The sequence below is a fragment of the Pseudomonas sp. 10(2024) genome (assembly GCF_045164175.1).
Lineage (GTDB): Bacteria > Pseudomonadota > Gammaproteobacteria > Pseudomonadales > Pseudomonadaceae > Aquipseudomonas > Aquipseudomonas alloputida.
Genome location: NZ_CP174006.1, coordinates 2,486,484 through 2,510,624 on the forward strand (window position 1 = coordinate 2,486,484; position 24,141 = coordinate 2,510,624).

23 protein-coding genes are annotated in these 24,141 nt (G+C 63.6%); 10 read left to right on the top strand and 13 right to left on the bottom strand.

Annotated elements, in window-relative coordinates; all coding sequences use genetic code 11:
* Nucleotides 1-140 precede the first annotated feature (140 nt).
* Together ggt and ACI7M0_RS11170 are read left to right on the top strand one after the other, a co-directional pair.
* Nucleotides 141-1,931, top strand: coding sequence for a gamma-glutamyltransferase (gene ggt, locus ACI7M0_RS11165; RefSeq protein ID WP_129933023.1), 1,791 nt, complete (start codon nt 141-143; stop codon nt 1,929-1,931).
* 44 nt (nt 1,932-1,975) lie between these two features.
* The gene (locus ACI7M0_RS11170) at nt 1,976-2,857 is read left to right on the top strand and encodes a LysR substrate-binding domain-containing protein (RefSeq protein WP_010954391.1); all 882 of its coding nucleotides are present in this window, start codon (nt 1,976-1,978) and stop codon (nt 2,855-2,857) included.
* A gap of 71 nt (nt 2,858-2,928) precedes the next feature.
* Here ACI7M0_RS11170 and ACI7M0_RS11175 read toward each other — a convergent pair whose 3' ends face one another.
* Nucleotides 2,929-3,981: an ornithine cyclodeaminase gene (locus ACI7M0_RS11175; RefSeq protein ID WP_129933022.1), complete on the bottom strand. Its 1,053-nt coding sequence runs from the start codon at nt 3,979-3,981 to the stop codon at nt 2,929-2,931.
* A gap of 187 nt (nt 3,982-4,168) precedes the next feature.
* Here ACI7M0_RS11175 and ACI7M0_RS11180 point away from each other — a divergent pair, with 187 nt between their 5' ends.
* A complete protein-coding gene (locus ACI7M0_RS11180; protein ID WP_010954389.1) occupies nt 4,169-4,591 on the top strand; it encodes an Lrp/AsnC family transcriptional regulator in 423 nt (140 codons plus the stop codon).
* A gap of 82 nt (nt 4,592-4,673) precedes the next feature.
* Here the strand turns inward: ACI7M0_RS11180 and ACI7M0_RS11185 are convergent, their stop codons facing one another.
* From ACI7M0_RS11185 to ACI7M0_RS11200, 4 genes are all read right to left on the bottom strand, one after another.
* Entirely contained in the window at nt 4,674-5,273 is a 600-nt protein-coding gene (locus ACI7M0_RS11185; protein ID WP_129933021.1) for an START domain-containing protein, read from the bottom strand.
* Between the two features lie 89 nt (nt 5,274-5,362).
* Nucleotides 5,363-6,199, bottom strand: coding sequence for a bifunctional allantoicase/(S)-ureidoglycine aminohydrolase (locus tag ACI7M0_RS11190; RefSeq protein WP_003247865.1), 837 nt, complete (start codon nt 6,197-6,199; stop codon nt 5,363-5,365).
* Nucleotides 6,200-6,332: 133 nt separating this feature from the next.
* Complete coding sequence (locus tag ACI7M0_RS11195) at nt 6,333-7,697, bottom strand: LLM class flavin-dependent oxidoreductase (RefSeq protein ID WP_129933020.1); 1,365 nt, start codon at nt 7,695-7,697, stop codon at nt 6,333-6,335.
* A gap of 16 nt (nt 7,698-7,713) precedes the next feature.
* On the bottom strand, nt 7,714-8,694 hold the full coding sequence (locus ACI7M0_RS11200) for an aliphatic sulfonate ABC transporter substrate-binding protein (RefSeq protein WP_129933019.1): 981 nt from the start codon (nt 8,692-8,694) through the stop codon (nt 7,714-7,716).
* Nucleotides 8,695-8,973: 279 nt separating this feature from the next.
* Here ACI7M0_RS11200 and ACI7M0_RS11205 point away from each other — a divergent pair, with 279 nt between their 5' ends.
* A complete protein-coding gene (locus ACI7M0_RS11205; protein ID WP_014590743.1) occupies nt 8,974-9,657 on the top strand; it encodes a TetR/AcrR family transcriptional regulator in 684 nt (227 codons plus the stop codon).
* Nucleotides 9,658-9,693: 36 nt separating this feature from the next.
* Here the strand turns inward: ACI7M0_RS11205 and ACI7M0_RS11210 are convergent, their stop codons facing one another.
* Nucleotides 9,694-10,701 carry a GlxA family transcriptional regulator gene (locus ACI7M0_RS11210; protein WP_003247873.1) on the bottom strand — a complete coding sequence of 336 codons (1,008 nt, stop codon included), beginning with the start codon at nt 10,699-10,701 and terminating at the stop codon, nt 9,694-9,696.
* 161 nt (nt 10,702-10,862) lie between these two features.
* Here ACI7M0_RS11210 and ACI7M0_RS11215 point away from each other — a divergent pair, with 161 nt between their 5' ends.
* Entirely contained in the window at nt 10,863-11,333 is a 471-nt protein-coding gene (locus tag ACI7M0_RS11215; RefSeq protein WP_012052122.1) for a hypothetical protein, read from the top strand.
* A 103-nt stretch (nt 11,334-11,436) separates the two neighbouring features.
* A complete protein-coding gene (locus ACI7M0_RS11220; RefSeq protein WP_003247877.1) occupies nt 11,437-11,649 on the top strand; it encodes a PLDc N-terminal domain-containing protein in 213 nt (70 codons plus the stop codon).
* Nucleotides 11,650-11,693: 44 nt separating this feature from the next.
* Here ACI7M0_RS11220 and ACI7M0_RS11225 read toward each other — a convergent pair whose 3' ends face one another.
* The gene (locus ACI7M0_RS11225) at nt 11,694-12,020 is read right to left on the bottom strand and encodes a hypothetical protein (protein ID WP_003247879.1); all 327 of its coding nucleotides are present in this window, start codon (nt 12,018-12,020) and stop codon (nt 11,694-11,696) included.
* Between the two features lie 275 nt (nt 12,021-12,295).
* On the opposite strand from ACI7M0_RS11225, the gene ACI7M0_RS11230 reads away from it, so the two are divergent.
* Complete coding sequence (locus tag ACI7M0_RS11230; RefSeq protein WP_010954380.1) at nt 12,296-12,718, top strand: RidA family protein; 423 nt, start codon at nt 12,296-12,298, stop codon at nt 12,716-12,718.
* Between the two features lie 133 nt (nt 12,719-12,851).
* Nucleotides 12,852-13,724 (top strand): DMT family transporter, encoded by an 873-nt coding sequence (locus tag ACI7M0_RS11235; protein WP_129933018.1) that lies wholly within the window; start codon nt 12,852-12,854, stop codon nt 13,722-13,724.
* Here ACI7M0_RS11235 and ACI7M0_RS11240 read toward each other — a convergent pair.
* A complete protein-coding gene (locus ACI7M0_RS11240; protein ID WP_104961513.1) occupies nt 13,721-14,440 on the bottom strand; it encodes a TorF family putative porin in 720 nt (239 codons plus the stop codon). The genes ACI7M0_RS11235 and ACI7M0_RS11240 overlap by 4 nt on opposite strands.
* An 81-nt stretch (nt 14,441-14,521) precedes the next feature.
* The gene (locus ACI7M0_RS11245) at nt 14,522-14,773 is read right to left on the bottom strand and encodes a hypothetical protein (protein WP_064614264.1); all 252 of its coding nucleotides are present in this window, start codon (nt 14,771-14,773) and stop codon (nt 14,522-14,524) included.
* 245 nt (nt 14,774-15,018) lie between these two features.
* Here ACI7M0_RS11245 and ACI7M0_RS11250 point away from each other — a divergent pair, with 245 nt between their 5' ends.
* Both ACI7M0_RS11250 and ACI7M0_RS11255 read left to right on the top strand, forming a co-directional pair.
* Nucleotides 15,019-16,479 (top strand): DUF3300 domain-containing protein, encoded by a 1,461-nt coding sequence (locus ACI7M0_RS11250; RefSeq protein WP_129933017.1) that lies wholly within the window; start codon nt 15,019-15,021, stop codon nt 16,477-16,479.
* A complete protein-coding gene (locus tag ACI7M0_RS11255; RefSeq protein WP_020193540.1) occupies nt 16,476-17,369 on the top strand; it encodes a DUF2950 domain-containing protein in 894 nt (297 codons plus the stop codon). Before ACI7M0_RS11250 ends, ACI7M0_RS11255 begins: the two co-directional genes overlap by 4 nt.
* Nucleotides 17,370-17,429: 60 nt before the next feature.
* On the opposite strand, the gene ACI7M0_RS11260 is transcribed toward ACI7M0_RS11255, so the two are convergent.
* The 4 genes from ACI7M0_RS11260 to ACI7M0_RS11275 form a co-directional block, all read right to left on the bottom strand.
* Nucleotides 17,430-18,386 carry a helix-turn-helix domain-containing protein gene (locus ACI7M0_RS11260; protein ID WP_129933016.1) on the bottom strand — a complete coding sequence of 319 codons (957 nt, stop codon included), beginning with the start codon at nt 18,384-18,386 and terminating at the stop codon, nt 17,430-17,432.
* 148 nt (nt 18,387-18,534) lie between these two features.
* Entirely contained in the window at nt 18,535-20,619 is a 2,085-nt protein-coding gene (locus tag ACI7M0_RS11265) for a hydantoinase/oxoprolinase family protein (RefSeq protein WP_129933015.1), read from the bottom strand.
* A 13-nt stretch (nt 20,620-20,632) separates the two neighbouring features.
* Complete coding sequence (locus tag ACI7M0_RS11270; protein ID WP_405314611.1) at nt 20,633-22,312, bottom strand: hydantoinase B/oxoprolinase family protein; 1,680 nt, start codon at nt 22,310-22,312, stop codon at nt 20,633-20,635.
* Nucleotides 22,313-22,623: 311 nt separating this feature from the next.
* Nucleotides 22,624-24,132: a TolC family protein gene (locus ACI7M0_RS11275; RefSeq protein ID WP_129933013.1), complete on the bottom strand. Its 1,509-nt coding sequence runs from the start codon at nt 24,130-24,132 to the stop codon at nt 22,624-22,626.
* Nucleotides 24,133-24,141 lie beyond the last annotated feature (9 nt).

Below are 24,141 nucleotides of genomic sequence, written 5' to 3' on the forward strand. Positions count from 1 at the left end.
CGCAAACCTGGCACTCACGCAAAGAGCAAAGGCTGCATTGGTCAGCGAATGGCTTGCCGGTAATTACACCAAGGCTTGAAGTCGAGACTGCGTATGACCGACAGTGCTTCGCTGAATAGGTGATGGCAGGATGCATGACGATGAAATATCCCACCCCGCTGATCGGCGCTCTGTGCCTGCTGGTTACCAGTAACTGGGCCGGTGCCGACCAGGTATTGCCCGCGCCACCGGAACTGGCCTCCGGCTACCGCAGCGGTTTGCAGCCGGTGCACGCCAGCCGGCACATGGTCGCCGCAGCCAACCCGCTGGCCAGTGAAGCGGGGCGGGCGATGTTGCGTGCCGGCGGCAGTGCGATTGACGCCGCCATCGCCATGCAGATGGTGCTGACACTGGTCGAGCCGCAGTCCAGTGGGATCGGCGGCGGGGCGTTCATCCTGTACTGGGATGGCAAGCGCGTGCAGGCATTCGACGGGCGTGAGGCAGCACCTGCGGCGGTGACGGAAAAGCTGTTCCTGCAAGCCGATGGCACACCCATGCCGTTCCGGGTGGCGCAGATCGGTGGGCGTTCGGTGGGCGTGCCCGGGGTGCTGCGTGCCCTGAAACAGGCCCACGAGCAGCACGGCAAGTTGCCCTGGCACGCCCTGTTCGCCCCCGCCATCGCCCTGGCACGCAACGGCTTCGCGGTTTCCGAGCGCCTGCACACGCTAGTGGCCGGGGACCCCTACATTGCCCGCTCACCCGCAATGGCCCGTTACTTCCTGGATGAACAGGGCAGGCCGCTGGCCGTGGGTACAATTCTGCGCAACCCTGAGTTGGCACAGACCTTCGAGCAGATCGCCGCACAGGGGCCCGAGGTGTTCTACAGCGGTGAAATTGCCGAAGCCATCGTCGCCAAGGTGCGTGGCCATGCCAATGCCGGGTATCTGTCGTTGCAGGACTTGCAGCAGTACCAGGCCAAGGAGCGCGAGCCGTTGTGTGGCCCCTACAAGGCCTGGCAAATATGCGGCATGCCGCCACCCTCATCGGGTGGGGTGACCGTGCTGCAGACCTTGGGCCTGCTCGAAGCCGTGCAGCGCACCGCGCCGCAACGCGACCTGGCAGCGCTGCGACCGCTGGCCACCTCGTCACCGGCCCGCCTGGAAGCCCCGCCGTTGGCCGTGCACCTGATCGCCGAGGCCGAGCGCCTGGCCTACGCCGACCGCGCTCAGTACCTGGCCGACAACGACTACGTGCCCGTCCCGGTCAAGGCCCTGACTGATGCTGCTTACCTGTCCAGCCGCGCGGCGCTGATCGGCGAGCACAGCATGAAGCGCGCCCGTCCGGGCCAGCCGCAAGGAGCGGACCTGGCGCTTGCGCCCGACCGCTCGCCACTGCGCATCTCCACCTCTCACCTCAGTGCGGTGGATGACAGCGGCCAGGCACTGGCCATGACCACCTCGGTGGAGGCCGCATTTGGCTCGCACCTGATGGTCAAGGGCTTCCTGCTCAACAATCAGCTGACCGACTTCTCGTTCATCCCCCACGAGCACGGCAAGCCGGTGGCCAATCGGGTGCAGCCGGGCAAACGGCCGCTGTCGGCCATGGCGCCGACGTTGGTGTTCTCGCGTGCCACGGGCGAGTTTGTCGCGAGCCTCGGTTCGCCGGGTGGTTCGCAGATCATCGGTTACGTGAACAAGGCGCTGGTCGGCCTGCTGGAGTGGCGGCTCGACCCGCAGCAGGCCGCCGACCTGCCCAACTTCGGCAGCCGCAATGCCGGCACCGAAGTGGAAGCAGGGCTGAGCAGCCCGGCGCTGATCCGCCAGTTGGCAGCCTGGGGCCATGAGGTGACACCGATGACCATGACCAGCGGCATGCAGATCATCCAGCGCAGCGGCGAGGGTTGGTCAGGCGGTGCCGATCCCCGGCGGGAAGGAGTGGCCCTCGGTGACTAGCCGTGATAGAACGCAGACTTGCCATTCAGTAGTTGAATATCTAGATGTCTATCAGCGTGAAATCGAATAGGGCTCTGTTCGACCTCGACCTGCTGCGCGCCATTGTCGTGGTGGCAGACTGCGGCAGCTTCACCACCGCTGCCGCGCGGCTGCATTCGACCCAGTCGACGATCAGCCAGAAGGTGCGCCGCCTGGAAGACATGGTCGGCCACCGCTTGTTGGTGCGGGGCAACCGTGACGTACTGCCGACCGACGCCGGGCAGACCTTGCTCGGCTATGCCCGGCACATGCTGGCCCTGAACGATCAGATGCTTGAAGCCCTGGCCGGGGCGATGGTGGGCACCACGGTACGGCTTGGCGTGCCCGAGGACTTCGTGGGCGGGCGTACCACCAATGCACTGTCGGCATTCAGCCGGCTGCACCCACAGGTGAAGCTCGAAGTGACCAGTGGCTTGTGCCGTGACCTGAGCCAGGCCTATGACAATGGCGAACTTGACCTGGTGCTGCTCAAGCAGCGGCGCAATAGCCGTGAGGGCGTGGCCTGTTGGCCAGAGCGTCTGCAGTGGATCGACAGTGCGCGCACGCCCGCCTTCGAGCTGGACCCGATCCCGTTGGTCACCTTTCCGCCACGCGGCCTGTACCGCGAGGACATGATCAACGCCATCGAAGGCATGGGCCGGCGCTGGCGTATCAGCTTTACCAGTTCCAGCCTCAGTGGCATCCAGGCTGCGGTCGCCGATGGCATGGGTATCAGCCTGCTGCCACCCAGGGCAGCCACCGGCGAGCACAGGGTGTTGGGGGCCGGGCAAGGGCTGCCGGAGGTCGACAGCTATGAGATCGTCATCGTGCACCGGCCGACGGCGGATGTGATGGTCAAGGCGCTGGCTGAGGTGATGACGCAGTTGCTGGCGGGCGGTGGGATCTGACGATCTGTGGTCGATGCGCTTGTACATGACCCAAAGCCCACACACACACTTTCGACCAACCCGATTCAATGTCAGGCAACCCGTCGGATACGCCTTTTGCCAGCGCGGCCTCGGGTGTGGCTGAACAGGTCTTTCGGGTCGTCCTCCACCCACGGCACCAGGTCGATCTTGGTGCCCATCCCGCGCTTTTCGGCTTGCTGTAGTACGTACCGTAGTACGGTGTAGTCTTCGAGGGCGAAGCCCACCGAGTCGAATACAGTGACCTGGCTGTCGCTTTGGCGGCCCTCGGTTTCTCCGCGCAGCACGCGCCACAGGTCGACCACCGGAAAGTCCGCCGGCAGCTGCTGGATCTCACCTTCGATACGGGTTTGTGGCTCGTACTCGACGAACACCCGCGCGTTGCGCAGCACATCGGCGTGCAGCTCGGTTTTGCCAGGGCAGTCACCACCCACGGCGTTCAGGTGCATACCGGGCTCCAGCATGTCGGGGGTAATGATGGTGGCGTAGGCCTTGTCGGCCGTTACCGTGGTGATGATGTCCACGCCTTTCACTGCCTCGGCTACCGAGCTGGCCCGGCGGATGGTCAAGCCGCTGTATTCCTTGAGGTTGGCGATAAGCTTGGCGGTGGCCAGCGGGTCGGTGTCGTAGGCGACGATTTCTTCGATGCCCAGGTGCTTGTGGAAGGCCAGGGCCTGGAATTCGCTTTGCGCGCCGTTGCCGATCAGCGCCATCTTGCGCGCGTTCGGGCGGGCCAGTGCCTGGGCTGCCATCAGCGAAGTCGCTGCGGTGCGCAGGGCGGTGGCGATGGTCAGTTCGGACAGCAGCACCGGGTAACCGGTGTCGACATCGGCCAGTACACCGAAGGCCATCACCGTATGCAGGTCGCGTGCAGTGTTGGCCGGGTGGCCGTTGACGTATTTGAAGGCATAGCGGCTTTTGTCGGCGACCGGCATCAGTTCGATCACGCCCACTTCCGAGTGGCTGGCAACGCGCGCGGACTTGTCAAACGCCTGCCAGCGTTTGAAATCGTCCCGCAGGGCAGCGGCAAGCTCGCCAATAAACGGCGCTACGCCAATGTCATGCACCAAGTCCGACATGGTTGGAACATCAATGAAATACGTCATGCTCTTGCACCTTGTTATTGTGCGCTTGCCCAGCAGTGCGGGGTCAGCGCTTGAGATTATCGAAGTGAAGCCGCATGAACATTTTGATGACAGGTTGCGTCAATCGGAAGCATGCAGGTTGTCAGTTTCGTCAGGCTTCTGGACAATCTGCCAACCCAACGTAGCAATCTGATTATTTGGCAGGCTTATGGACACGATCGATCGGGAACTGATTGCACTGTTGCGGGACAACGCACGTACCCCTGTGCTGACCTTGGCGAAGAAGCTGAAGGTGGCCAGGGCAACGGTGCATAACCGCATCACCCGGCTTGAAGAGCAGGGTGTGATCATCGGTTATACGGTACGTCTGCGCTCCGATGCGCTGGACCAGGGAGTGCGGGCAATCACCAGCATCGGCATCAGCGGCCACCATGCCGCAGAGGTCAAGCACGCGTTGCGCGGGCATCCCAATGTGGTGGCCATCCACACCACCAATGGCCGCTGGGACCTGATGGCAGAGTTGCGCGCCGACACCCTCGAAGCGTTCGACCGGGCGCTGAACGCCATCCGCTCGATCCCGCATATCGAGAACACCGAGACCAGCATCCTGCTTTCGACCTACAAGATGTGACCGCTGAGCCATGCCTTTTGCCAGGTGTATTGCACAAAAAGCCGCCGGCCCTGCTGCAGTCGGTCTGCAGCCTGCCGGCACTTCAAGGTTGGCGCTCAGCCACCGCTCGCAACGTACGCAGCGTGACCACCGCTGTATCCACCATGAACCGGTTGGCCAGCCAACTCGGCACATCCCCGGCAGGGGCGGCCTGCAACTGGTAGGTCACCTCGGTCACCCGTTCACCCAGCGGCTTCATCCGCCACTTGCCACTCAGGTGCCGTACCCGGATCAGTCCGTCAACGTTGGGGATCCTGTCGGGCTCGGCGCTCAGGTGACGCACCAGGGTACCGTCGGCCAAGCGTTCGCTGGTCACTTTCAGCACGATGTCCCGCGGCCTCGTCGGCCATGGTGGGTTGGTGGTCAGGTATACCCAGGTGCTGTCACCTTCCACATCCAGCAGCCGCATCTGGTCACAGGCGTACAGCCACTTGCAGGCTACGCGCAGGTTATCCTGCAGGCCAGTGAGCGTGCGCACGCTGGCTTTCATGGTGCTGACACCACGAAACTGCTGGTAGGGCGAGGCGCTTGGGTCTTTCAGGTACACGCGAATGCCTTCGCGGTCGTAGGCCAGATTCCAGCCATTGGTGGCCAGGGCAGAGGTGCACAGCAGCAAGGTTGCAATCAGCAGGCAGCGGTTCATGGCCGGTACCCTGCAAGGGTGGGTATTTCAGTATGCGCGGCAAACAGAAAGCCCGCCAGGTTGGCGGGCTTGCGGGCATCAGCCTGGGCTTAGCGCTTGGGGTTCAGCGTCAGGTGTACGTGACGGTTCACGTCCTTGTACAGCAGGTAGCTGAAGTTGCCTGGGCCGCCGGCGTAGCAGGCTTGCGGGCAGAAGGCGCGCAGCCACATGAAGTCGCCGGCTTCCACTTCGACCCAGTCCTGGTTCAGGCGGTACACCGCCTTGCCTTCCAGCACGTACAGGCCGTGTTCCATCACGTGGGTTTCTGCGAACGGAATCACACCGCCCGGCTGGAAGGTGACGATGTTCACGTGCATGTCGTGGCGCATGTCGGCCATGTCGACAAAGCGGGTGGTTTTCCAGCGGCCTTCGGTGCCCGGCATCTCGATGACGGTGGCGTTGTCGCGGTGGGTGACGAAGGATTCCGGTACGTCCAGGCCTTCAACCTTCTGGTAGTGCTTGCGCAGCCAGTGGAAGGTGACGTTGGACTTGCTGTTGTTGCGCAGGCTCCACTCGGCACCCGGGGCCAGGAAGGCGTAGCCACCAGGTACCAGGGTGTGGTGTTTGCCTTCGACGGTGATGTCCAGTTCGCCTTCGACGATGAACACCACGGCTTCCGCATCGGCGTCCAGCTCTGGGCGCTCGCTGCCGCCTTCCGGGGCCAGTTCGACGATGTACTGGGAGAACGTTTCGGCAAAGCCGGTCAGCGGGCGGGCGATGACCCACATGCGCATCTTGTCCCAAAAGGGCAGGTGGCTGGTGACGATGTCACGCATCACGCCTTTGGGGATGACGGCATAGGCTTCGGTGAACATGGCACGGTCAGTCAGCAGCTCGGTTTGAGCCGGGTGCCCACCGTGGGGGGCGAAGTACGAATGGTTCGACATGGACGATCTCGACTTGTTGTTCTCTCCCCATGCCTTGAACCGCACCGGCCGGTGCGGCGCAGGGGATGTGGCCACAGAATAGGGTCGAGTGCGTGGCATCCACAAATTAAATGTTGGAATACCCGGTATTTGATCACTGAATGCTGACCTGACGCCCAACGTGCCGTTCGGGCAGCTGGCCGCCGCGGCCGAACAGCTTGTGGCGCAGGGGGCCCTCGGTGTAGCTCAGCGGGTAGCGGCCGCGCCGTTGCAGCTCGGGCACCAGCAGGTCGACTACATTGGCCAGGTCGTCCGGTTGCACGGCGTAGGTCAGGTTGAAACCGTCGATGCCGGTATGGTCCAGCCAGGTTTCCAGCTGGTCGGCCACCTCGCTGGCAGCGCCGATCAGCACGGGGCCGCGACCGCCCAGGCCAACGAACTCGGCGGCTTCGCGTACGGTCCAGCGGTGAGTGGGGTCGGCGGCGGTAAAAGCTGCCAGGGCAGCACGGCCTGCATCGTTCTCGACGTACTCGATCGGTGCATCGGGGTCGAGGCCGGCGAAGTCGATACCGGTCCAGCCTGACAGCAGCGCCAGGGCAGCGTCCAGGTCGACATAGCGGCGATAGTCGTTAAAGCGGGCCTCGGCCTCTTCCCGCGTGGGGGCGACGATCAACAGCGCCTGGGCGTAGATCAGCACTTCGTCACGGCCACGCCCGGCCGCTTCGCAGGCCTGGCGGATGCCGTCGGCGTAGCGGCGCAACACCGTCGGCGTTGGCCCGCTGATGAACACGCATTCGGCATGCCGTGCGGCAAACTGCTGACCGCGTGCCGACGCACCGGCCTGGAACAACACCGGGGTGCGTTGCGGCGACGGCTGGCACAGGTGCATGCCGGGCACCTGGAAGTGCTCGCCCACATGGTTGATCGGGTGTACCCGCGAGGGTTCGATGTAGCGCCCGCTTTCACGCTCCAGCAGCACGGCGTCGTCGTCCCAGCTTTTCTCCCACAGTTTGTACAGCACCTGCAGGTATTCCTCGGCCAGGTCGTAGCGTTGGTCGTGGCCCAGTTGACGCGCCAGGCCGAGGTTGCGCGCAGCGCTGTCCAGGTAGCCGGTGACGATGTTCCAGCCGACCCGGCCATTGCTCAGGTGGTCGAGCGTGGACATGCGCCGGGCGAAGGGGTAGGGGTGTTCGTAGGTCAGTGAAAAGGTGACCCCGAAACCCAGGTGCTCGGTCACCCCGGCCATTGCCGGCACCAGCAGCAGCGGATCATTGACCGGCACCTGCACGCCACCGCGCAGGGCGGCTTGCGGGCTGCCTTGATAGACGTCGTAGATGCCCAGCACATCGGCGATGAACAGGGCGTCGAACAGGCCGCGTTCGAGCAGGCGGGCCAGTTCGGTCCAGTAGCTCAGGCGGTTGAACGCCACACTGGTGTTGCGCGGATGGCGCCACAGCCCAGGGGACTGGTGGCTGGCAGCGTTCATGCTGAAGGCGTTGAAGCGGATCGGGCGAGGCATGGTCAGCGCGCTCCGTTCAAGGCAACACGGAAGCCGGGTAGACCGCTTCGGCCACCTGTAGCTTGCGTGGAATCAGGCCCAGGCCCTGGAAGGTGTCAGCCAGCTTCTGTTGTTCGGCAACGATCTGCGGGGTGATAGCGACGGCGTTGTAGTTGCGCCGTTCGCTGGCCACCTCCAGCACCTGGGTGCTGATCCCCAGCTGCGGTGCCAGCAGCGCGGCCACTTCGGCAGGCTTGGCATTGGCCCACTGGCTGACCTTGCCCAGCTCGGCAAAGAAGGTTTTCAGCAGAGCACGGTGCTGGTCGGCAAAGCTGGCTGTGGACAGGTAGAAGGTGCGGTTGTTGGACAGGCCGCTGCCGTCGCGCAGGTTCTTCAGCCCTGGCTGGCTTTCTGCGGCGGCGAGGAACGGGTCCCAAAGGGTTACGGCCTGCACGCTGCCCGATTGCAGGGCGGCCACGGCATCGGCGGCATTGTTGACGTAGGCGGGGGTAATGTCCTTGTAACTGAGCCCAGCCTGCTGCAGGGCGACGGCCAGCAGGTACTGGGCATTCCATCCGCGGCCGGTGGCCACGCGCTTGCCTTTCAGGTCCTGCACGCTGGCCAGGTGGTCCTGCTCGCGCACGACCAGGCCGATGCCGCGTGGGTAGGGTTGTTCGGCGGCCAGATAGACCACAGGCTTGCCTGCGGCCTGGGCGAACACCGAGGGGGCATCGGCTGCGTGGCCGAGGTCGATGGCGCCGGTGCTCAGAGCCTCCAGGAGCTGGGGGCCGGCGGCGAACTCATGCCAGCTGACCTTCACACCCTGCGGTGCCAGGGCCTTCTCCAGGGCGCCGCTGCCTTTGAGGATGTTGATGCTGTTGAATTTCTGGTAGCCGATGCGCAGTGTCGTGGCGTCGTCGGCAATGGCTTCGGACCAAGGCAGCAGGGCGCTGGCGACGCTGGCCAGCAAGCCGCCGATCAGCAGGCGGCGTAGCGGGGAGAAAGCATGTTTGGGCATGGGCATTGCTCCTTGAATCGGGTGAGAGGCGATCTGCCCAGACTAAGGAGGTGGCGTTTGGCTTTCAATTTATATATTCCAGTTTGTTAGATTGTTTTGTTATTTTTATATCCTTTTGTTTGTATGGGCTTGGCGTCTATCGTTGCAGGAGCGGCCATGAACCGAGAAAGGCTTGCCGATGGCCAAGGCATGATGGCTACCCGACCAACAGCGTGCTTCCCTGCATGGCCGCGCTAACGGATAATCCCCCGCATTCCAATAAACAGCCTGTGAGTGGGTATGAGTGATTCCGTAGTCGGCCTCGGCCAGCCTGAAACCGAAGGGGTGCGCAAAACGCGCAAGAACAACCCTGAGAAAACACGCGAGGACATCCTCCAGGCCGCCATCAGCGAGTTCGTTCAGCAAGGGCTGGCCGGCGCCCGCGTCGACGCCATTGCCGAACGTACCGCCACTTCCAAGCGCATGATCTACTACTACTTCGGCAGCAAGGAACAGCTGTATTGCGAGTGTCTGGTGAAGTTGTACGGGGATATCCGCAAGACCGAGCAGAGCCTGGACCTGGAGTCGTTGCCGGCTGAGCAGGCGATCCGCCGGCTGGTGGAGTTCACCTTCGATCACCATGACCGCAACGTCGATTTCGTGCGCATCATCTGCACCGAAAACATCCACTATGGCGAGTACGTCAAGCAGTCGCCGGCCATTCGCGAAATGAGCAGCCTGGTGCTGGAGGCCTTGGGCAACACCCTGCGCCGTGGCGTTCAGGAAGGCGTGTTCCGCGCTGGCATCGAGGTCATCGACCTGCACATGCTGATGAGCTCGTTCTGCTTCTACCGGGTGTCGAACCGCCATACGTTTGGCGAGATCTTCCAGATCGACCTGTCTGATGAGCAAATAAAGCTGCGCCACAAAGCCATGATCTGTGATGCGGTGTTGCGGTATATCCAGCTCGAGCCTCGTACCTGAGATTGCTCGAGCGCCTGGGCTGACTCGAAGCCTGGGTCACTCGCCCAGCCGTTGCTCGCGCGACGGCGGGTAGCCGAAATACGCTGCATAGCACTTGCTGAAGTGCGACACCGAGACAAACCCGCAGGCCACCGCCACTTCCATCACAGACAGGTCGGAATACTGCAGCAGCCGGCGGCTCTTGGTGATGCGCAGCTCCATGTAGTAGCGCCGGGGCGACGTGCCCAGCTGGGCCTGGAACAGGCGGTCGATCTGCCGCCGCGAGCGCCCGCTATAGGCGGCCAGCTGATCGAGGCTGAGGGTTTCCTCCAGGTTGTTCTCCATCAGCTCGACAATGGTGCGCAGGTGCAGGCTCATGGACTTCTTCGCCCCAGGACCCACCTGGCGGTAGCGCGCACCGGAGAATGACAGGATTTCCTCGACGCCTTCGGCCAGGCCATCACCATACAGCCGGCGCACCAGGCCCAGCATCAGCTCCATGGCGCCATTGGGGCTGGCGGCGCTGAGGCGGTCACGGTCGAGGGTGAAACTGGCCGGGGTGATGCGGGTTTGCGGGCTGCGCTCCGACAGGCTGGCCCGTTGCTCGGGGTGGATGCTGCAACCGTAGTCGTCCAGCACCCCCGCGCGGCCAAGGAACCAGGCGCCGTTCCACAAGCCGCCCAAGGCCATGCCGTGGGCCGCGCAATCGTCCAGCAGGCGATCGAGTTCCGGGTACTTCAGGGGGGTGCGCAAGCCGCCACAGACCACCAACAGGTCCAGCTCCTTCAGCGCCGCGGCAGACAGCTCGGTGGCCACCAGTTCCAGCCCCAGGTCGCTGAGCACCCGGTCGCCGTCCAGCGACAGCGGGGTGAACTGGAAGCTGTCGGCACGTAGCAGGTTGGCCGTGACCAGTACGTCCATGGCCACCGTGAAACTGGCCATCGAGAAGTGTTCGAGCAGGATGAAGTCGACCCGATAGGGCGCCTGGGCATTGGCGCTGCTTGTTTTGAGCCGTAGCATGTTGCTGGTGCTGGTCTTTTGGCTGAACTGGCGTGGCGTGGGCACTCTGGACTCCGCTTCCTGGCTGGCCCGCAGAGTGTGGACGGTGCCCGGAGGAAAGACAATCTCCCCGGTGGCTGTGTCGTATTACAGGTCGTGTTCAGGCAAACCAGCCTGTCCTGGTGCTTTACCGCTATGCTGACCTCCCGTCTTTGAGGATGCCCCTGATGAGATATGCCGCTGTCGTGTTGCTTAGCCTGTTGCCGTTGCTGGCCAACGCCCTGGAGCAGGGCGACAAGCTCGCCCCGTTCACGCTGCTCGACCAGTACGACCAGGCCTACAGCCTTGCTGCCGACACGCAGATTCTGCTGGTGGCGCGCGATATGGACGGTGCCAAGCTGGTCAAGGCGGCACTGGCCGAGCAGCCCAAGGGCTACCTGGAAGCACGCGCCGCTGTATTCGTGGCCGACATTCAGCGCATGCCTGCGCTGATCAGCAAACTGTTCGCGGTCCCGGCCATGCGCGATTACAGCTACCGGGTGCTGCTCGACCGTGATGGGCGAGTGGCCAGCCGTTACCCCGGGCAGGAGGGCCAGGTGCAGTGGTTGCAACTGCAGCAGGGCGTGCTGGTCAGCCAACGGGCGTTTACCGATGCAGCGGCGTTGAAGGCTGCACTGGAGAATGCACCACGGCAATGAGGCCCTATCGCCGCGCCTGCAAAGAGGCGCGGTGAGTCAAATCAATCTGAACCCTCAGCGCTTGCAGCAACCCAACCCAATACATGCCATTGGGAGAGCGCTCATGGAAATCGGTACGATCTGGATCATCATCGCGGCCTTGGTCATTCTGCTGGAGATCTGGGCCATCTGGCACATCATCGGCAGTGAACGGCGCGCCGAGCGCAAGATGCTGTGGATCGTCTTCGTGGTCTACGCACCCTTCCCCGGTTTGCTGTTCTGGGCCTGGCGCGGGCCGCGGGCGGTGAAGGGCAGGGCGGTGCTGCAGGAAAAATGACGGTTTGCGGCCTCGGGCGCGGGGGCGCCTGAGGCCGTCGAGGGTCATTTGGGCAGGATGTCGAAACGCATGGCTGGCCCCAGCCCGTCCACCATCAGGCAGCCGTAGAACTTCACGGTGGACAGTACGCGCAGTTCCTTGAGCGCGTCATGGATGTAATCGCGGACCAGCTTTTCAGCTTCCCGCTTGCGGTCAGCGAGGGTGGTGCCATTGAGCGTGATCATGCCAAGCAGCGTGGTTTCAATGTGCTCGACGGTGTCCAGGCCGAGCTTTTCCCGCAGGTGCAGACGTGCCTGTGCCGCATCGGTTTCATCGCGTGGAGCGCTGTGCGGCTTGATGGTATAGGCCAGCTGAAAATCAAATTTGCTCATCGGTTTTTCCTTGTTGGTTAAAGGCCTCCATGCCGGGCTTTGCAATCTAGGCTCTGTACGAAAAGCCTTGATACTTGTTCATGCTGCGTTGAAAACAGCCTGACCTGCGTCTCAAGACTTTTCGTACAGAGCCTACGGCCTTACAGCCACTGCGCAAACACACGCGTGGTTTTGACATGACGATGCCTTGTACGAAATTTCCTACTTTATGCTTGACCTCGAGTTAGCTTAAGGTCCGATACTCCGGCGCTCTTTCAACCGAGCGAGGGCTTGTCGTGACCCCATCAAGCGCATTCCAGCTGAGCAACCCCGAAGGCCTCTACGACCCCAGTGGCAACGCCTACTCCCATGTCGCCGAAGTGCGCGCTGACAGCCGTCTGCTGTTCATCGCCGGTCAGGGCGGGGAGGATAGCCAGGGCCAGTTGTCACCCGTGTTCGCCGAACAGGCCCGGCAGGCATTGGCCAATCTGGAAAGGGCCCTGGCGTCGAAAGGTGCCAGCCTGGCCCAGGTGTTCAAGCTGACCCTGTTGATTGTCGAGCATTCAGAAGCGCGCCTGCACCAATGGGTGGCCGAGGCCGACAGGGCCTGGGGAGCGCACATGAAACCGACCTGCACGCTGATACCGGTGCCCCGGCTGGCATTGGACGGCATGCTGGTGGAGATCGAAGCAGTAGCCGCCGTCTTGCTCAAAACCTGAAAAGCCGGCGCGGGTTTACCCGCGAACACCGGCGTAGCCGGTGCCATCCTCACGGTGGTTCTTCCTTGTATATCGGTGCCGGTCCTGACTAAATGCCGCTATAACAACAATCCCACTCAGAGGTGACCACACCATGAGTACAGGCACGAGCACGCTTACTGACCGCAAGACCAGCGCCTGGCTTTGGCCTGCCCTTTTCAGCCTGGTGGCGTTTGCCGCCAATTCGGTGTTCTGCCGGCTGGCGCTGAAGGACGGGGCGATCGACCCGGTATCCTTTACCGTGGTACGTCTGGCCAGTGGTGCGCTGTTTCTGCTGTTGCTGATTCGCCTGCGCAAGCCGGTGCAGGCCATGGGCGGCAGTTGGTGGGGCGGCCTGGCCCTGTTCCTGTACGCGTTCCTGTTTTCTGCGGCGTACCTGCAACTGGGCGCAGGTGCAGGGGCGTTGTTGCTGTTCGGTGCCGTGCAGATCACCATGTTCGGCTTTGCGTGGTACAGGGACGAACACATCACTGTACGCGTGCTGCTGGGCATGCTGATTGCCTTTGCCGGCCTACTGGTGCTGCTGTTGCCTGGCGTCTCGGCGCCGCCGTTGGCCAGTGCCTTGCTGATGGCCCTGTCCGGTGTGGCCTGGGGGGTATATACGCTACTGGGCAAAGGCTCGCCCAGGCCGCTGGCCGACACTGTCGGCAATTTTGCCCGCAGTTTGCCTTGCCTGATCCTGCTGCTACCGATGCTGTTGCTGGGTGCCGGCCCGCACCTCACACCGCTTGGCTTGTTGTATGCCCTGGGTTCCGGTGTGCTGGCTTCTGGCGCAGGCTATGCCGTTTGGTATGGCGTGGTCAGGCAGATCAGTGCGCAACAGGCGGCGACCCTGCAACTGAGTGTGCCGGTGATTGCCGCCCTGGGCGGGGTTGCGCTGATTGGCGAACCGGTGTCGTTGCGCTTGTTGATCGCCTGTGTGGTGGTGTTGGGCGGTATTGCCCTGGCGCTGGCGCCGCGCCGTTAAAAAAAGCTGCGCTGGGCCTTGAGTGTGACCACGCTGTCGCAATAGGTATTGATGCCCGAATAGGCATCGCAGCTCGCGCCACTCAGGCTGGAGTTGCTGTAGATCAGGTTCAGGTCGATGCCCAGCCAGGGCCGCGACAGCTCCAGTGACCAATCGGAAAAGGTATTCACCTGGCTGCCATCGCCAATGGTGAACGGCGTGCCCAAGCGGTGGTGGGCGAGCTTGACGGTGAAGTCGACGTCGAACATCGGCAGATGGCCGAAGTCGGCGAACAGCGTGCCCGTGCGGTTGTCGGGGTTGTCGCGCAGCGCCCCGCCGAAGCGGCTGCCCAGCACCGAAATCCCCCCATACAGGGCGTAGCTGTCGGGGCCTGCGATATTGGGCTGACTGTAATGGATCAACCCTACCTCATAGCCCAGGCTGCTGTCGAAATGGTGCTTGTAGCCCAGGTAGCTGTCCAGGCGCAGGGTCGAGTCGGGGGTGACGCCCATGCTTGGGGCGTACTGGCCCAGGTACCAGCCACTGGGGTGGCTGAGGTCGAGCCCGCCATGGAATGCGCCAACGGCACTGGGTGAGATAAGCCCTTGCGCCATACTGCGTGAGGGGGTGGTGCCGAGTGTGAAGTCGAAATCGCCCAGTTGGCGTTTCATCTGCTGGGCTTGCGACGCGGGGCTTAAAAGCAGTGCAGCACTCAGCAACAGAAGGGGCCTGATCATGGTCTCCGTCCTGGAAGGCTTGCGGTTGAGCGGTAGAGGATACCTGCGCAAGTGGAGGGAGGGAACCGCCGGTTAGCCCGTTCAGCCTTTGGTCGAAGGTTCAGCGTCGGCAGCCTCGGTCACGACAGGCAGGTTACCGGCACGCAGGATCACCCGCCGTTGCTGCTCGTAATTGTCCAGCGACAGGCCGCGGCGCTGTAAGGCTTCCAGTTGCAACTGGCGGGTTTCCTCGGCGGTGTACGGGCGCAGTTCAGGGTGGCTGGCACAGCCGCTGATCACGGCGATGGCAAAAACGACAAGGGTGGCGGACAGCTGGCGGGCCAAGGTATTCATTGGTTAGCTCCAGGGCAGTCTAGGAAGCAGCGTGGGGATGGCGCTAGGTTATGCGGCCACAGCGTTCGTTAGAAATTGCCCCGCTCGATAGTGACTATCGACGGTTCCGGCGAAGCCCACCTATAGACTCAAATGCATCAACCATCCCACCGTTGAAGCGCGAAAAGTTAGCGTCCCCTCGTCTGGTCAAAAGCACTGCCATTGCTACCCTTAACCCACGCGGTCTGACCTCATGGGGATAAGCGATGCGCATGCCATTGTTTGCTGTCCTGTCGGCACTGCTTTGCCTGAGCGCTGCCCCTGGCCTGGTGTTGGCCGCAGACGTGCCCGCGCCGGATCCGGCGCCATCCGCTGCCACGCCCGTGGCCAAGGACCCGGTGTTCTCCCAGGAGCAACTGGACCAGATGCTGGCCCCCATTGCCTTGTACCCTGATCAGTTGCTGGCTCAGGTGCTGATGGCGTCAACCTACCCGGGGCAGGTCAATGAGGCCGTGACCTGGTCCAAGGCCAACCCCAAGGCCACCGGTGACGATGCAGTCAGGCAAGTGGCCAAGCAGCCCTGGGACCCTAGCGTACAGGCACTGGTGGCCTTCCCGCAGGTGCTGGCAACGCTTGGCCAGGACCCGGTCTGGGTGCAGCGCCTGGGCGATGCTTTCCTCGCTCAGTCCGATGATGTCATGGGCAGCGTGCAGCGTTTGCGCCACCAGGCGCAGGCTGCCGGCAATCTGCAGAGCAGCCAGTACCAGAACGTAACCGTGCAGACCGCACCTGCGCCAGCCGCCAGCGGCAGTAGCACCCAAGGGGCAGCGGCCAGCAGCCCGCCCACCACCATCGTCATCGAGCCGGCCGACCCGCAAGTGGTGTATGTGCCTAGCTATAACCCGACCACCACCTATGGCACCTGGGCCTACCCTGCCTCGCCCCCGGTGTATTACCCGCCGCCGCCCATGTACTACCCCGGTTCCGCGCTGGTGGCCGGCCAGGCCTTCGGTACCGGCGTGGCAATTGTCGCCTCGCTGTGGGGCGATTGCGACTGGGACAACAATGACATCGACATTGACGTCAACCGCTACAACAACCTCAACGTCAACAACCGCATCACCAACAACCAGAACAAATGGCAGCACAATGCCGCCAACCGCGACGGGGTGCCATACCGCGATTCTCGCAGCCGTCAGCAGTACGGCCGCCAGCTGGACGGTGCCACTCAGCGCACCGCGTTCCGCGGCGACGACGCCCAACGGGCCCAGGCCCGAGACAAAGCCAGGGCATCGATGGACCGCGCAGGTATCGAACGGCCGGCTACCAGTAACCGTCAGGCCCGCGAGCAAATGCGCGAGGCCAAGGCAGGCAATCCTGACGGCAACCGCATGCCGTCCCGTGATGATGGCGCGCGGGCGACTGACCGTCGGCAGGAAACCCGCAACGTCCAAGGCCGCCAGCAGAACGGCAACCTGGCCAATCAACGCCGGCAGGGCGACGGCCAGGTGCGGCAGCCGGCGCAGAGCCGTCCTGCCAATACGGCAGGCCGTGCCCGCAACAATGCTTTCGACGGCGTGCGCTCACCGTCGCGCACCAGCGCGCAGGCCAACCGCGGCCGTACCAGCCAGTCGTTCGCTCAGCGGCCCGGTGCGTCGCGTGCCGCCGGGCACCCGATCTCCCGGCCCAGTGCGCCCGCGCGTCGCGGCGCAGGAGGCCGTCGATGAAGCGCCCGACACTCGCTGCATTGCTGCTGACGGCAGGTCTGGCCTGGTCGTTCATGGCCGCTGCCCAGCAAGCCTTCCCAACGCCGGAGAAGGCCGTGGAAGCCTTTGTCGCGGCGCTGGGCCAGGAGAAACCTGATGAAGCCCGCCTGGCCCAGTTGCTGGGCGATGACTGGCGCACCTACATACCGCGCGGTGGTGTGCAACGCAGCGATGTGGATACCTTTCTCGAGCAGTATCGCGCACAGCACAGCATCGACATGTCAGGCGAGGGCAAGGCCATCCTGGCGGTGGGCACCGGTCATTGGACCTTGCCCATACCGCTGACCAGAACCAGCCAGGGCTGGCGCTTCGACCTCAAGGCGGGCAGTGCCGAAATCCGCGCCCGTCGTATCGGGCGCAACGAGCTGGGTGTTCTGCAGTCGCTGCTGGCCTATCACGATGCGCAAATGGACTACGCCACCCAGGACCATAACGGCAATGGTGCGCTGGAGTACGCACAGAAGATTTTCAGCGAGCCGGGCAAGCATGACGGGTTGTATTGGGATGACGATGGCGACGGTGACGTCAGCCCGTTGGGCCCGCTGTTCGGCCAGGATGTGGTCGGTGACGCCTGGTATGGCTACCACTTCCGCATCCTGGATGCACAGGGCCCATCCGCCCCGGGCGGTGCCTACAGCTACCTGATCGGCAACCAGATGAGCCGTGGCTTCGCCATGGTCGCCTGGCCGGCCAAGTACGACGACACCGGGGTGATGAGCTTCATGATCAGCCATGACGGCCAAGTGTTCGAGAAAGACCTCGGGCCGCATGGCGACAGGCTGGCGAAGGAGATGAAACGCTTCGACCCGGATGACAGCTGGAAAGTGGTGGATGTGGCGGCGGGGGATTGAGCCCGCACAGCCAACGCAGCTGCGGCCCCTGTGCAAGCGGGCACGTATCCGTTGCTTTTATCAGTGCGTACGCGTAGCCCGCACTTCGCTCGCCGTGCACCCATACTGCTGGCGAAACGCGCGGGTGAATTGCGCCTGGTCGGCAAAACCCCAGCGAAATGCCAGTTCGCCGATGGCCAGGTGGCAATGCGGGTCGCGCAGTTGCCGGTGCACGGCCTCCAGGCGTTGACGGCGTACCCACTCGCCAAGGGTGTAGGGCGTGATCGCGAACAACTTGTGCAGATAACGCAGCGACAGCCCACAGGCGCTGGCGATGGTTTGTGGCGACAGCTCGGGGTCACCCAGGTTTTGCTGCACGTACTGCTCGACCCGCGTCAGGTGCAGGGTGCTGAGGTTGCTGCCTTCGCTGCCCAGCACGCGCTCATCCTGTTGCAAGGCCAGCAGCAGGGTGGCGGAGGCCTGTTCCAGCAGTAGATGCCGGGCTGCCGGGGGGCTGGTGTCGAAATGGCGGGCACACAGGTCGAGTTGCTCGACGAAGATGCGCCCCAGGCCCTGACGGGCATCGAAGCAATGCCGGGTATAGCGCTTGTGCCCCAGCAGGTTGGCTTTGAGCGCACGCTCGGGCAGCTTGAGCACCCACAAGTCGTTCTGCGTGCCGTAGTGGAAGCGGTAGGGTGCATCGCCGCGCTCGACGATGAAACCGCCCGGGCTGCAACTGATCTGGTGGCCGTCCTGTTCAAAGTGCACCTCGCTGCCATGCGGCACGGTCACCAGGTAGAACGCTTCATGGTCCTGGCCGATGTGCGCTTTGCTGCGCGAGTAACCCAGCTGGCTGGACCGCAGGCGCGACAGGCTGAGCGGTGTGCTCGGCGTACTCCAGCGCTGCAGGTGGCCATCGAACGGCTGTCCGGCAGCAAATTCAAGGCTTAGCGGAAAATAGGTGTCACTGATGGCTTCGGCCCAGCGTACCTGGCGCTCTGGCTGTGGCCAGCCGTGGGTCGAGAGTTCTGTGGGCATGGTGGGTCCTTTTTCAAAGAGGGCAGCATTGAAAAAAGGAACTGCAGGCAAGCTACTCAAGCAGCTCTTGTTATTGTACGAACCGCCCGGCAGCGCAAAACTGCCGGGCGGTTGTCAGGCCCATGATCGGCGCGCGCCGACCCCAAGATCAACCCCCGCGTGTCACCCGGTAGGTGGCCGAAGGCTCCAGGCGCGCCTGCCAGCCGGGTGGCAGGACAATGTTGGTGGTGTCTTCCTCGATCACACAGGGGCCATGCACGGTCTGCCCTGGCAACAGGTGGTTGCCGTTGAACACCGGTGTGGGCTGCCATTCACCGTCGGCACTGAACAGCATCGGGCGGACGGATTGCGCGGTGGGGGCGGGGGGCTCGGCCGGCCCCTGCAGCTCGGGTTGCGGCGGGCGTGGCAGGTGGCCGATCACCGAGCACTCCAGGTTCACCAGCTCCACCGGGCTGTCGGGTTCGCTGTACGAGTACAGGGTCTGGTGGCGGCTGTGGAAGCGGCTGACCAGCGCGGCCAGCCCTGCCTCGTCCAGGCTGTGCTGCTGCAGGTCCACACTGCACTCATGAATTTGCCCCAGGTAGCGCATCTCCAGGGTGTAGTGGCAGCTGCTGGCCTGGTCGCCAAAACCGTCTTCGCGCAGGTTGGCCAGGCCTTGCTGGCGCAGTTCGGTGAGGGTCTGGTTGAGTTGCGCCAGGTCGACGTGCCCGGCGTCCAGGCGCATCGACAGGCTGGTGAGCTGGTCGTAGCGCACGTCGGACAGGATCTGGCCGAACGCACACAAGCCCGAGGCCACCTTGGGGATCAGCACGGTGTGCATGCCAATTTCTTCGGCCAGGCGCACCACGTGCATGCCCGCCGCACCGCCTGCGCCGATCAGGGCGAAGTCACGCGGGTCGTGACCGCGCTCGATCGATACGCGGCGGATGCCGTTGACCATGTTCAGGTTGACCAGGGTGGTGATGCCGAATGCCGCGCGTTCCACACTGATGCCCAACGGTTCGGCGATCTTGCTCCGGATGGCCTCCAGCGCGGCCTGGCGGTTCAGGCGGATACTGCCGCCCAGCAGTGCGCCGTCGGGCAGGTAGCCAAGGGCCAGGTTGGCGTCGGTGACCGTGGGTTCGCGGCCACCCTTGCCGTAGCACACCGGCCCAGGCATGGCGCCGGCGCTGCGCGGTCCGACCTGGAGCATGCCAAACTCGTCCAGGTGGGCGATGGAGCCACCGCCGGCACCCAGGGTCTCCACCTGAATCATCGGCACGCCGATGCGCTGGCGCAGGAAGTCCACGTCCTTGCTGAAGTTGGTGCGTCCAGCGTTGGTCAGGGTGATGTCGAACGAGGTGCCGCCCATGTCCACGGTAATGACGTTGTCGATACCGAACGGCCTCGCTACCGCCAACCCGGCTTGTGGTGCTGAGGCCGGACCGGAGTTGATCGCGTTGACGGCGCGCTCACGCATCAGGTGCCCGGGCGCCAACCCGCCGTTGGACTGGAAGTAGCGTACTGGCTGCTGTGCGCCAAGCTCCTGGAACAGGCTGTCGATGCGCGCCACGTAACGTGCCATTACCGGGCTGAGGTAGGCATTGACCACGGTGGTGGAGGTGCGGGTGTATTCGCGGATCTGCGGGAACACCTCGCAGCCGGTGCAGACGAATACCTCGGGCAGGGCAGCCCGTACCAGTTCGGCGGCCCGCTGTTCGTGGCTGGGGTTGCGTACCGACCACAGGAAGGAAATGGCCACGGCCTGCACGCCTTCGGCACGGAAGTAGTCGATGGCGGCATGGATGGCGGCTTCGTCCAGCGGGCTGTGCTCACGGCCATCGCCAAGGATTCGGCCACCGATCGGGCGGCGCAGGTGGCGTGGGGCAAGCATGTGTGCCGGCGGGTAGTGGGCGTCGTAGCGGTGGCCTTCTTCCTTGTGGCCCAGGCGGATTTCCAGGCTGTCCTCGTGCCCCTCGGTGCACAGCAGGCCCACCTTGACCCCGGTGCGCTCGATCAGCGCGTTGAGGGCCACGGTGGTGCCGTTGATGCACAGGTCACAGTTGGCGATCAGTTCGGCCGGGCTACGCCCGGTGGCGTCGGCGATCTGTGCCAGGCCGGCGCGAATGGCCAGGGTGCCGTCCTGGGGCGTGGACGGGGCCTTGAACAGCTGCACGCCGCCGTCGCGATCGGCCAGGATGAAATCGGTGAAAGTGCCGCCGGCGTCTACGCCCAGGCGATATTGGTTACGCATGCGTGTTCTCCGGTTAGCGCGGGGCGCGGGCAAGGCGGGTGGCTGTTTCGTCCAGTTGGCCATCGGCATCGAGGACCACGCCATATTCCAGGGCTGCGCCTTGTGGCGAGACCAGGCCGTTGCGCACGTCCTCCAGTACTGCTGCGACCCGACGGCGCAGCGGGTCGCCGTAGCCACCACCCCCTGGGTTGATGTTGATGATGCGTTCGCCGGGCTGCAGGGTGAGCATGGGGTTCTGCGTGTAGTGGTCTTCGCGACCATCGGCGTGGCGATGGATCAGCCGGCCCAGTTTGGGCTCGAGCAGGGCATTGCGAGCCCCGGCGGCACCGGCGGTGGGCAACTGGCGGCCCTCGCCGAAGCCGACCACGGTCATGGCGTGGTCCAGCGGTTCGATCTCCAGGCGGGTGCCCGAACCACCGCGCAATTCACCGGCGCCACCACTGTCGGCCATCAGGCTGTAGCGGTGGATCAGCACCGGATACGCATGTTCGAGCAGCTCGATGTCACCGCTCATCAGCGCCCCGAAGCAGCACAGCGGGCCGCAGGCGTGCCAGCCATCCATCACCTTGTTGGCACCGGCTCCGGAAATGATCGAGGCCAGCACCATCGTCACGTACTCGCTATTGCCGTTGCGCGGGTCGCGGCCGGCAATGTTGATGCCGCTGGTATGCCCCCAGGAGGCCGTTACCCGCTGTGGCGAGGCCTGTTCCAGCGCAGTGCGCACGGCATCGGCGAGGGTTTCCATCGGCGTGGTGGTGCAATTGACGTGAGGCGCGGGTTCCTCGGCATTGCACAGCGTACCCCTGGGGCCGACATCGACCGTTACGCAGCGATACAGGCCTTCGTTGTAAGGCGGCGCCACCTGGGCGAACATCATCAGCCCCAGATACACCCCGGATACCGAGTTGCCCTCATAGGAATTGATGAAGTACGGCACCTGCGGCGGGCTTTCGATGCGCACATGGGCCTGGTCGCCACGGATCTGCACATGGGCGGTGATGGCCAGTTCACCCAGGCCGTGGCCGGCATCTTCGAGCACGGCGGTGCCGCTGTAGTCACCATCCGGCACATCGTGCAACAGCGCCCGCATGTGTCGGTCGGCCATGTTCTTCAGTTCGGCGATGCAGGCACGCACCTGTGCCACGCCGTATTTGTCGAGCAGCTCCAGCAAGTGCCGCTCGCCGACCTTGCAGGCGCCATACTGGGCATTGAGGTCACCTTCCTGATAAGGGCGGGCGCGCATGTTGGTGAGCATGAAGTTGATCACGTCCTCACGACGCTTGCCCTTTTCCCACAGCTTGACCGGTGGAATGCGCAGGCCCTCGGCGTAGATCTCCTTGGCATCGGGGTTGTAACCCGCCGGCACCGGGCCGCCGATGTCGGTCAGGTGGCCCTTGCAAACGGTCCAGAACACCAGCTCGCCTTGGTAATACACCGGTTTGTACATGCAGCAGTCGAGAATATGGCTGCCCTTGTAGGCGGGGTCGTTGTGGTAGATCACGTCGCCTTCGGCGATGTCGTCGCCGAAGAACTCGGCCACGCACTTCATGGCCGGGATCAGCGAGCCCAGGTGGATGGGAATGTCCTGGCCCTGCAGGATCATTTCCGGCAAGTGGTCGAACAGCGAGTTGGAATAGTCGTGGGCCAGGTTGAACACACTGGAGCGCCCGGTCTTTTCCAGGGTCAGGGTCATTTCGCGTTGCGCTGTCTCCAGCGCACCCCGGACAACCGCAAGGGTGATCGGATCTACTGTCTGCATAGGTCACCAACGTTTGTTCTTGTGCTTTGGGTGCGTGCCGCAGCGGGGCGGCGCGTGGTGACAGGCTAAGGGGCAGGGTGGGGGGAAGGCTTGTCGCTGGGTGTACCGGTTGTTGTGTCTGGGCGCACTTCAAGTTCGGGCAGGCGACAACAGCCGGTCGGGCAGTCCGGTGTCGACCACGCTGCTGGGCGAACCGTAGTGCCTGCTGACAGGGTTCGATTCACCCTTGAGATCTTCCGGCTCGGTTACTTGACCTCCGCCAGCAGATTGTCCCGCGTCTGCTGCTCAACGGTATTCTGTATCTCTCGCGCCAGCGTCTTCACATCATGTTGCCCAATCTCCTTGGGCATGACCTGGAAGCCGATCGAGTTGTAGAGTCGGCCCCAGGCTGCCTGTGCATCGGAGTAGGCGGCTTCGCGCTGGTAGCGCGACAGCAGCAGTCGGCCTTCGGCGCGGATCAGCTCCAGTTCGCTGCCCAGCGCAGCATTGCGTGAGGACTGCGCGTAGTTGAGGAGGTTCTGGTCGACGCGCAGGCTTTCGTCGGCGAATTCCACTTCCTGGCGCGCTAGCTGATAGCGCAGAAGGCCGACGCGAACCTGGGTGAGGATCGCCATCGACAGCGCGGTGCGGCGCATGTCGTCGGTTTTTTCCTGGCTTTCCTCCGCTGCGGAAATGTCCGGGTACTGCAACAGGCGCAGCAGGTTCATCGAGACATTGATGCCGGTCTGGTTCCAGTCGCTGTTGTACAGGTATTTGTTGGAATCGTACTCATAGCCGTAGTTGAAGCTAACGTTCGGCCACAACTGGGCCTTGGCGATTTTCAGGTCGTTCATGCTCACGCGTTTGCGATACCACTCCTCCATGATTTCCGGGCGCCGTTCCAGCGACAGGCGTTCAAGTTGCTCGACGTTACTGGTCAGCAGCGGCAGCGGTTGTTCGTTGGCGTCGGCCAGCACCATCCTGGTATTGGGCGGAAGCGACATCAGCGCGGCCAGCTCGGCGCGGGCGAACTCCAGGTCCTGACGGCGCACGGTGAGCATATACACCGAGTCGAGCAGGGCGCGTTGGTAGGCAAGGATATCCTGGCGTGGCAGCAGGCCTTTGCCTTCGGCTTCACGGGCTGCCGTCAGGGCGCGGTGGGTGCGCATCAGCAGGCCGTCCACCTCCGGCAGCAGGCGCTGCGCGCCAAGCGCTCGCCAGTAGGCGTTGCGCACGTCCTGCAGCACGTTCTGCGCTACCTTTTCACGGCGCTCCTCGGCCATCAACACCTGGTCGTTCTTCTGCTGCGTGCGGAAGTAGGCAACCCCGAAGTCCAGCAGGCTCCAGGACAGGCCGAGGCTGTAAAGGGTGCGATAGCGCTCCTCGGAAGTGGACGGACGCAAGCTGACCTGGCGGTCCTCGATACCGATGGAGGTGCCGCCGGAGTCGTTGTTACGTCCGGCATAGCCGGCGGAGGCGACCAGACGCGGCAGCATCTCGTGGCTGGAAACATCGCGCAGGTCTGAAGCCAGCGCGCTTTCCAGCAACTTCAAACGGTAGTCGAGGTTGTACTTCAGGGCGCGCGCCGAGGCTTCGTAGAAGGTGATCGGTCCGGTGACCGGTTCCTGCTCCTTGTACATGCGCGCCTGGTCTTCGATCACCCGCTTGCGCATCTCGTCCTCGGTAAAAGGCTTGGGCTCGAAGGCTGAGCAGGCGCTGAGCAACACGCTGAAGGCCGTGAAGGTACTGAGGGCTTTAAAGGTCGATACTGGCATAAACAGTCC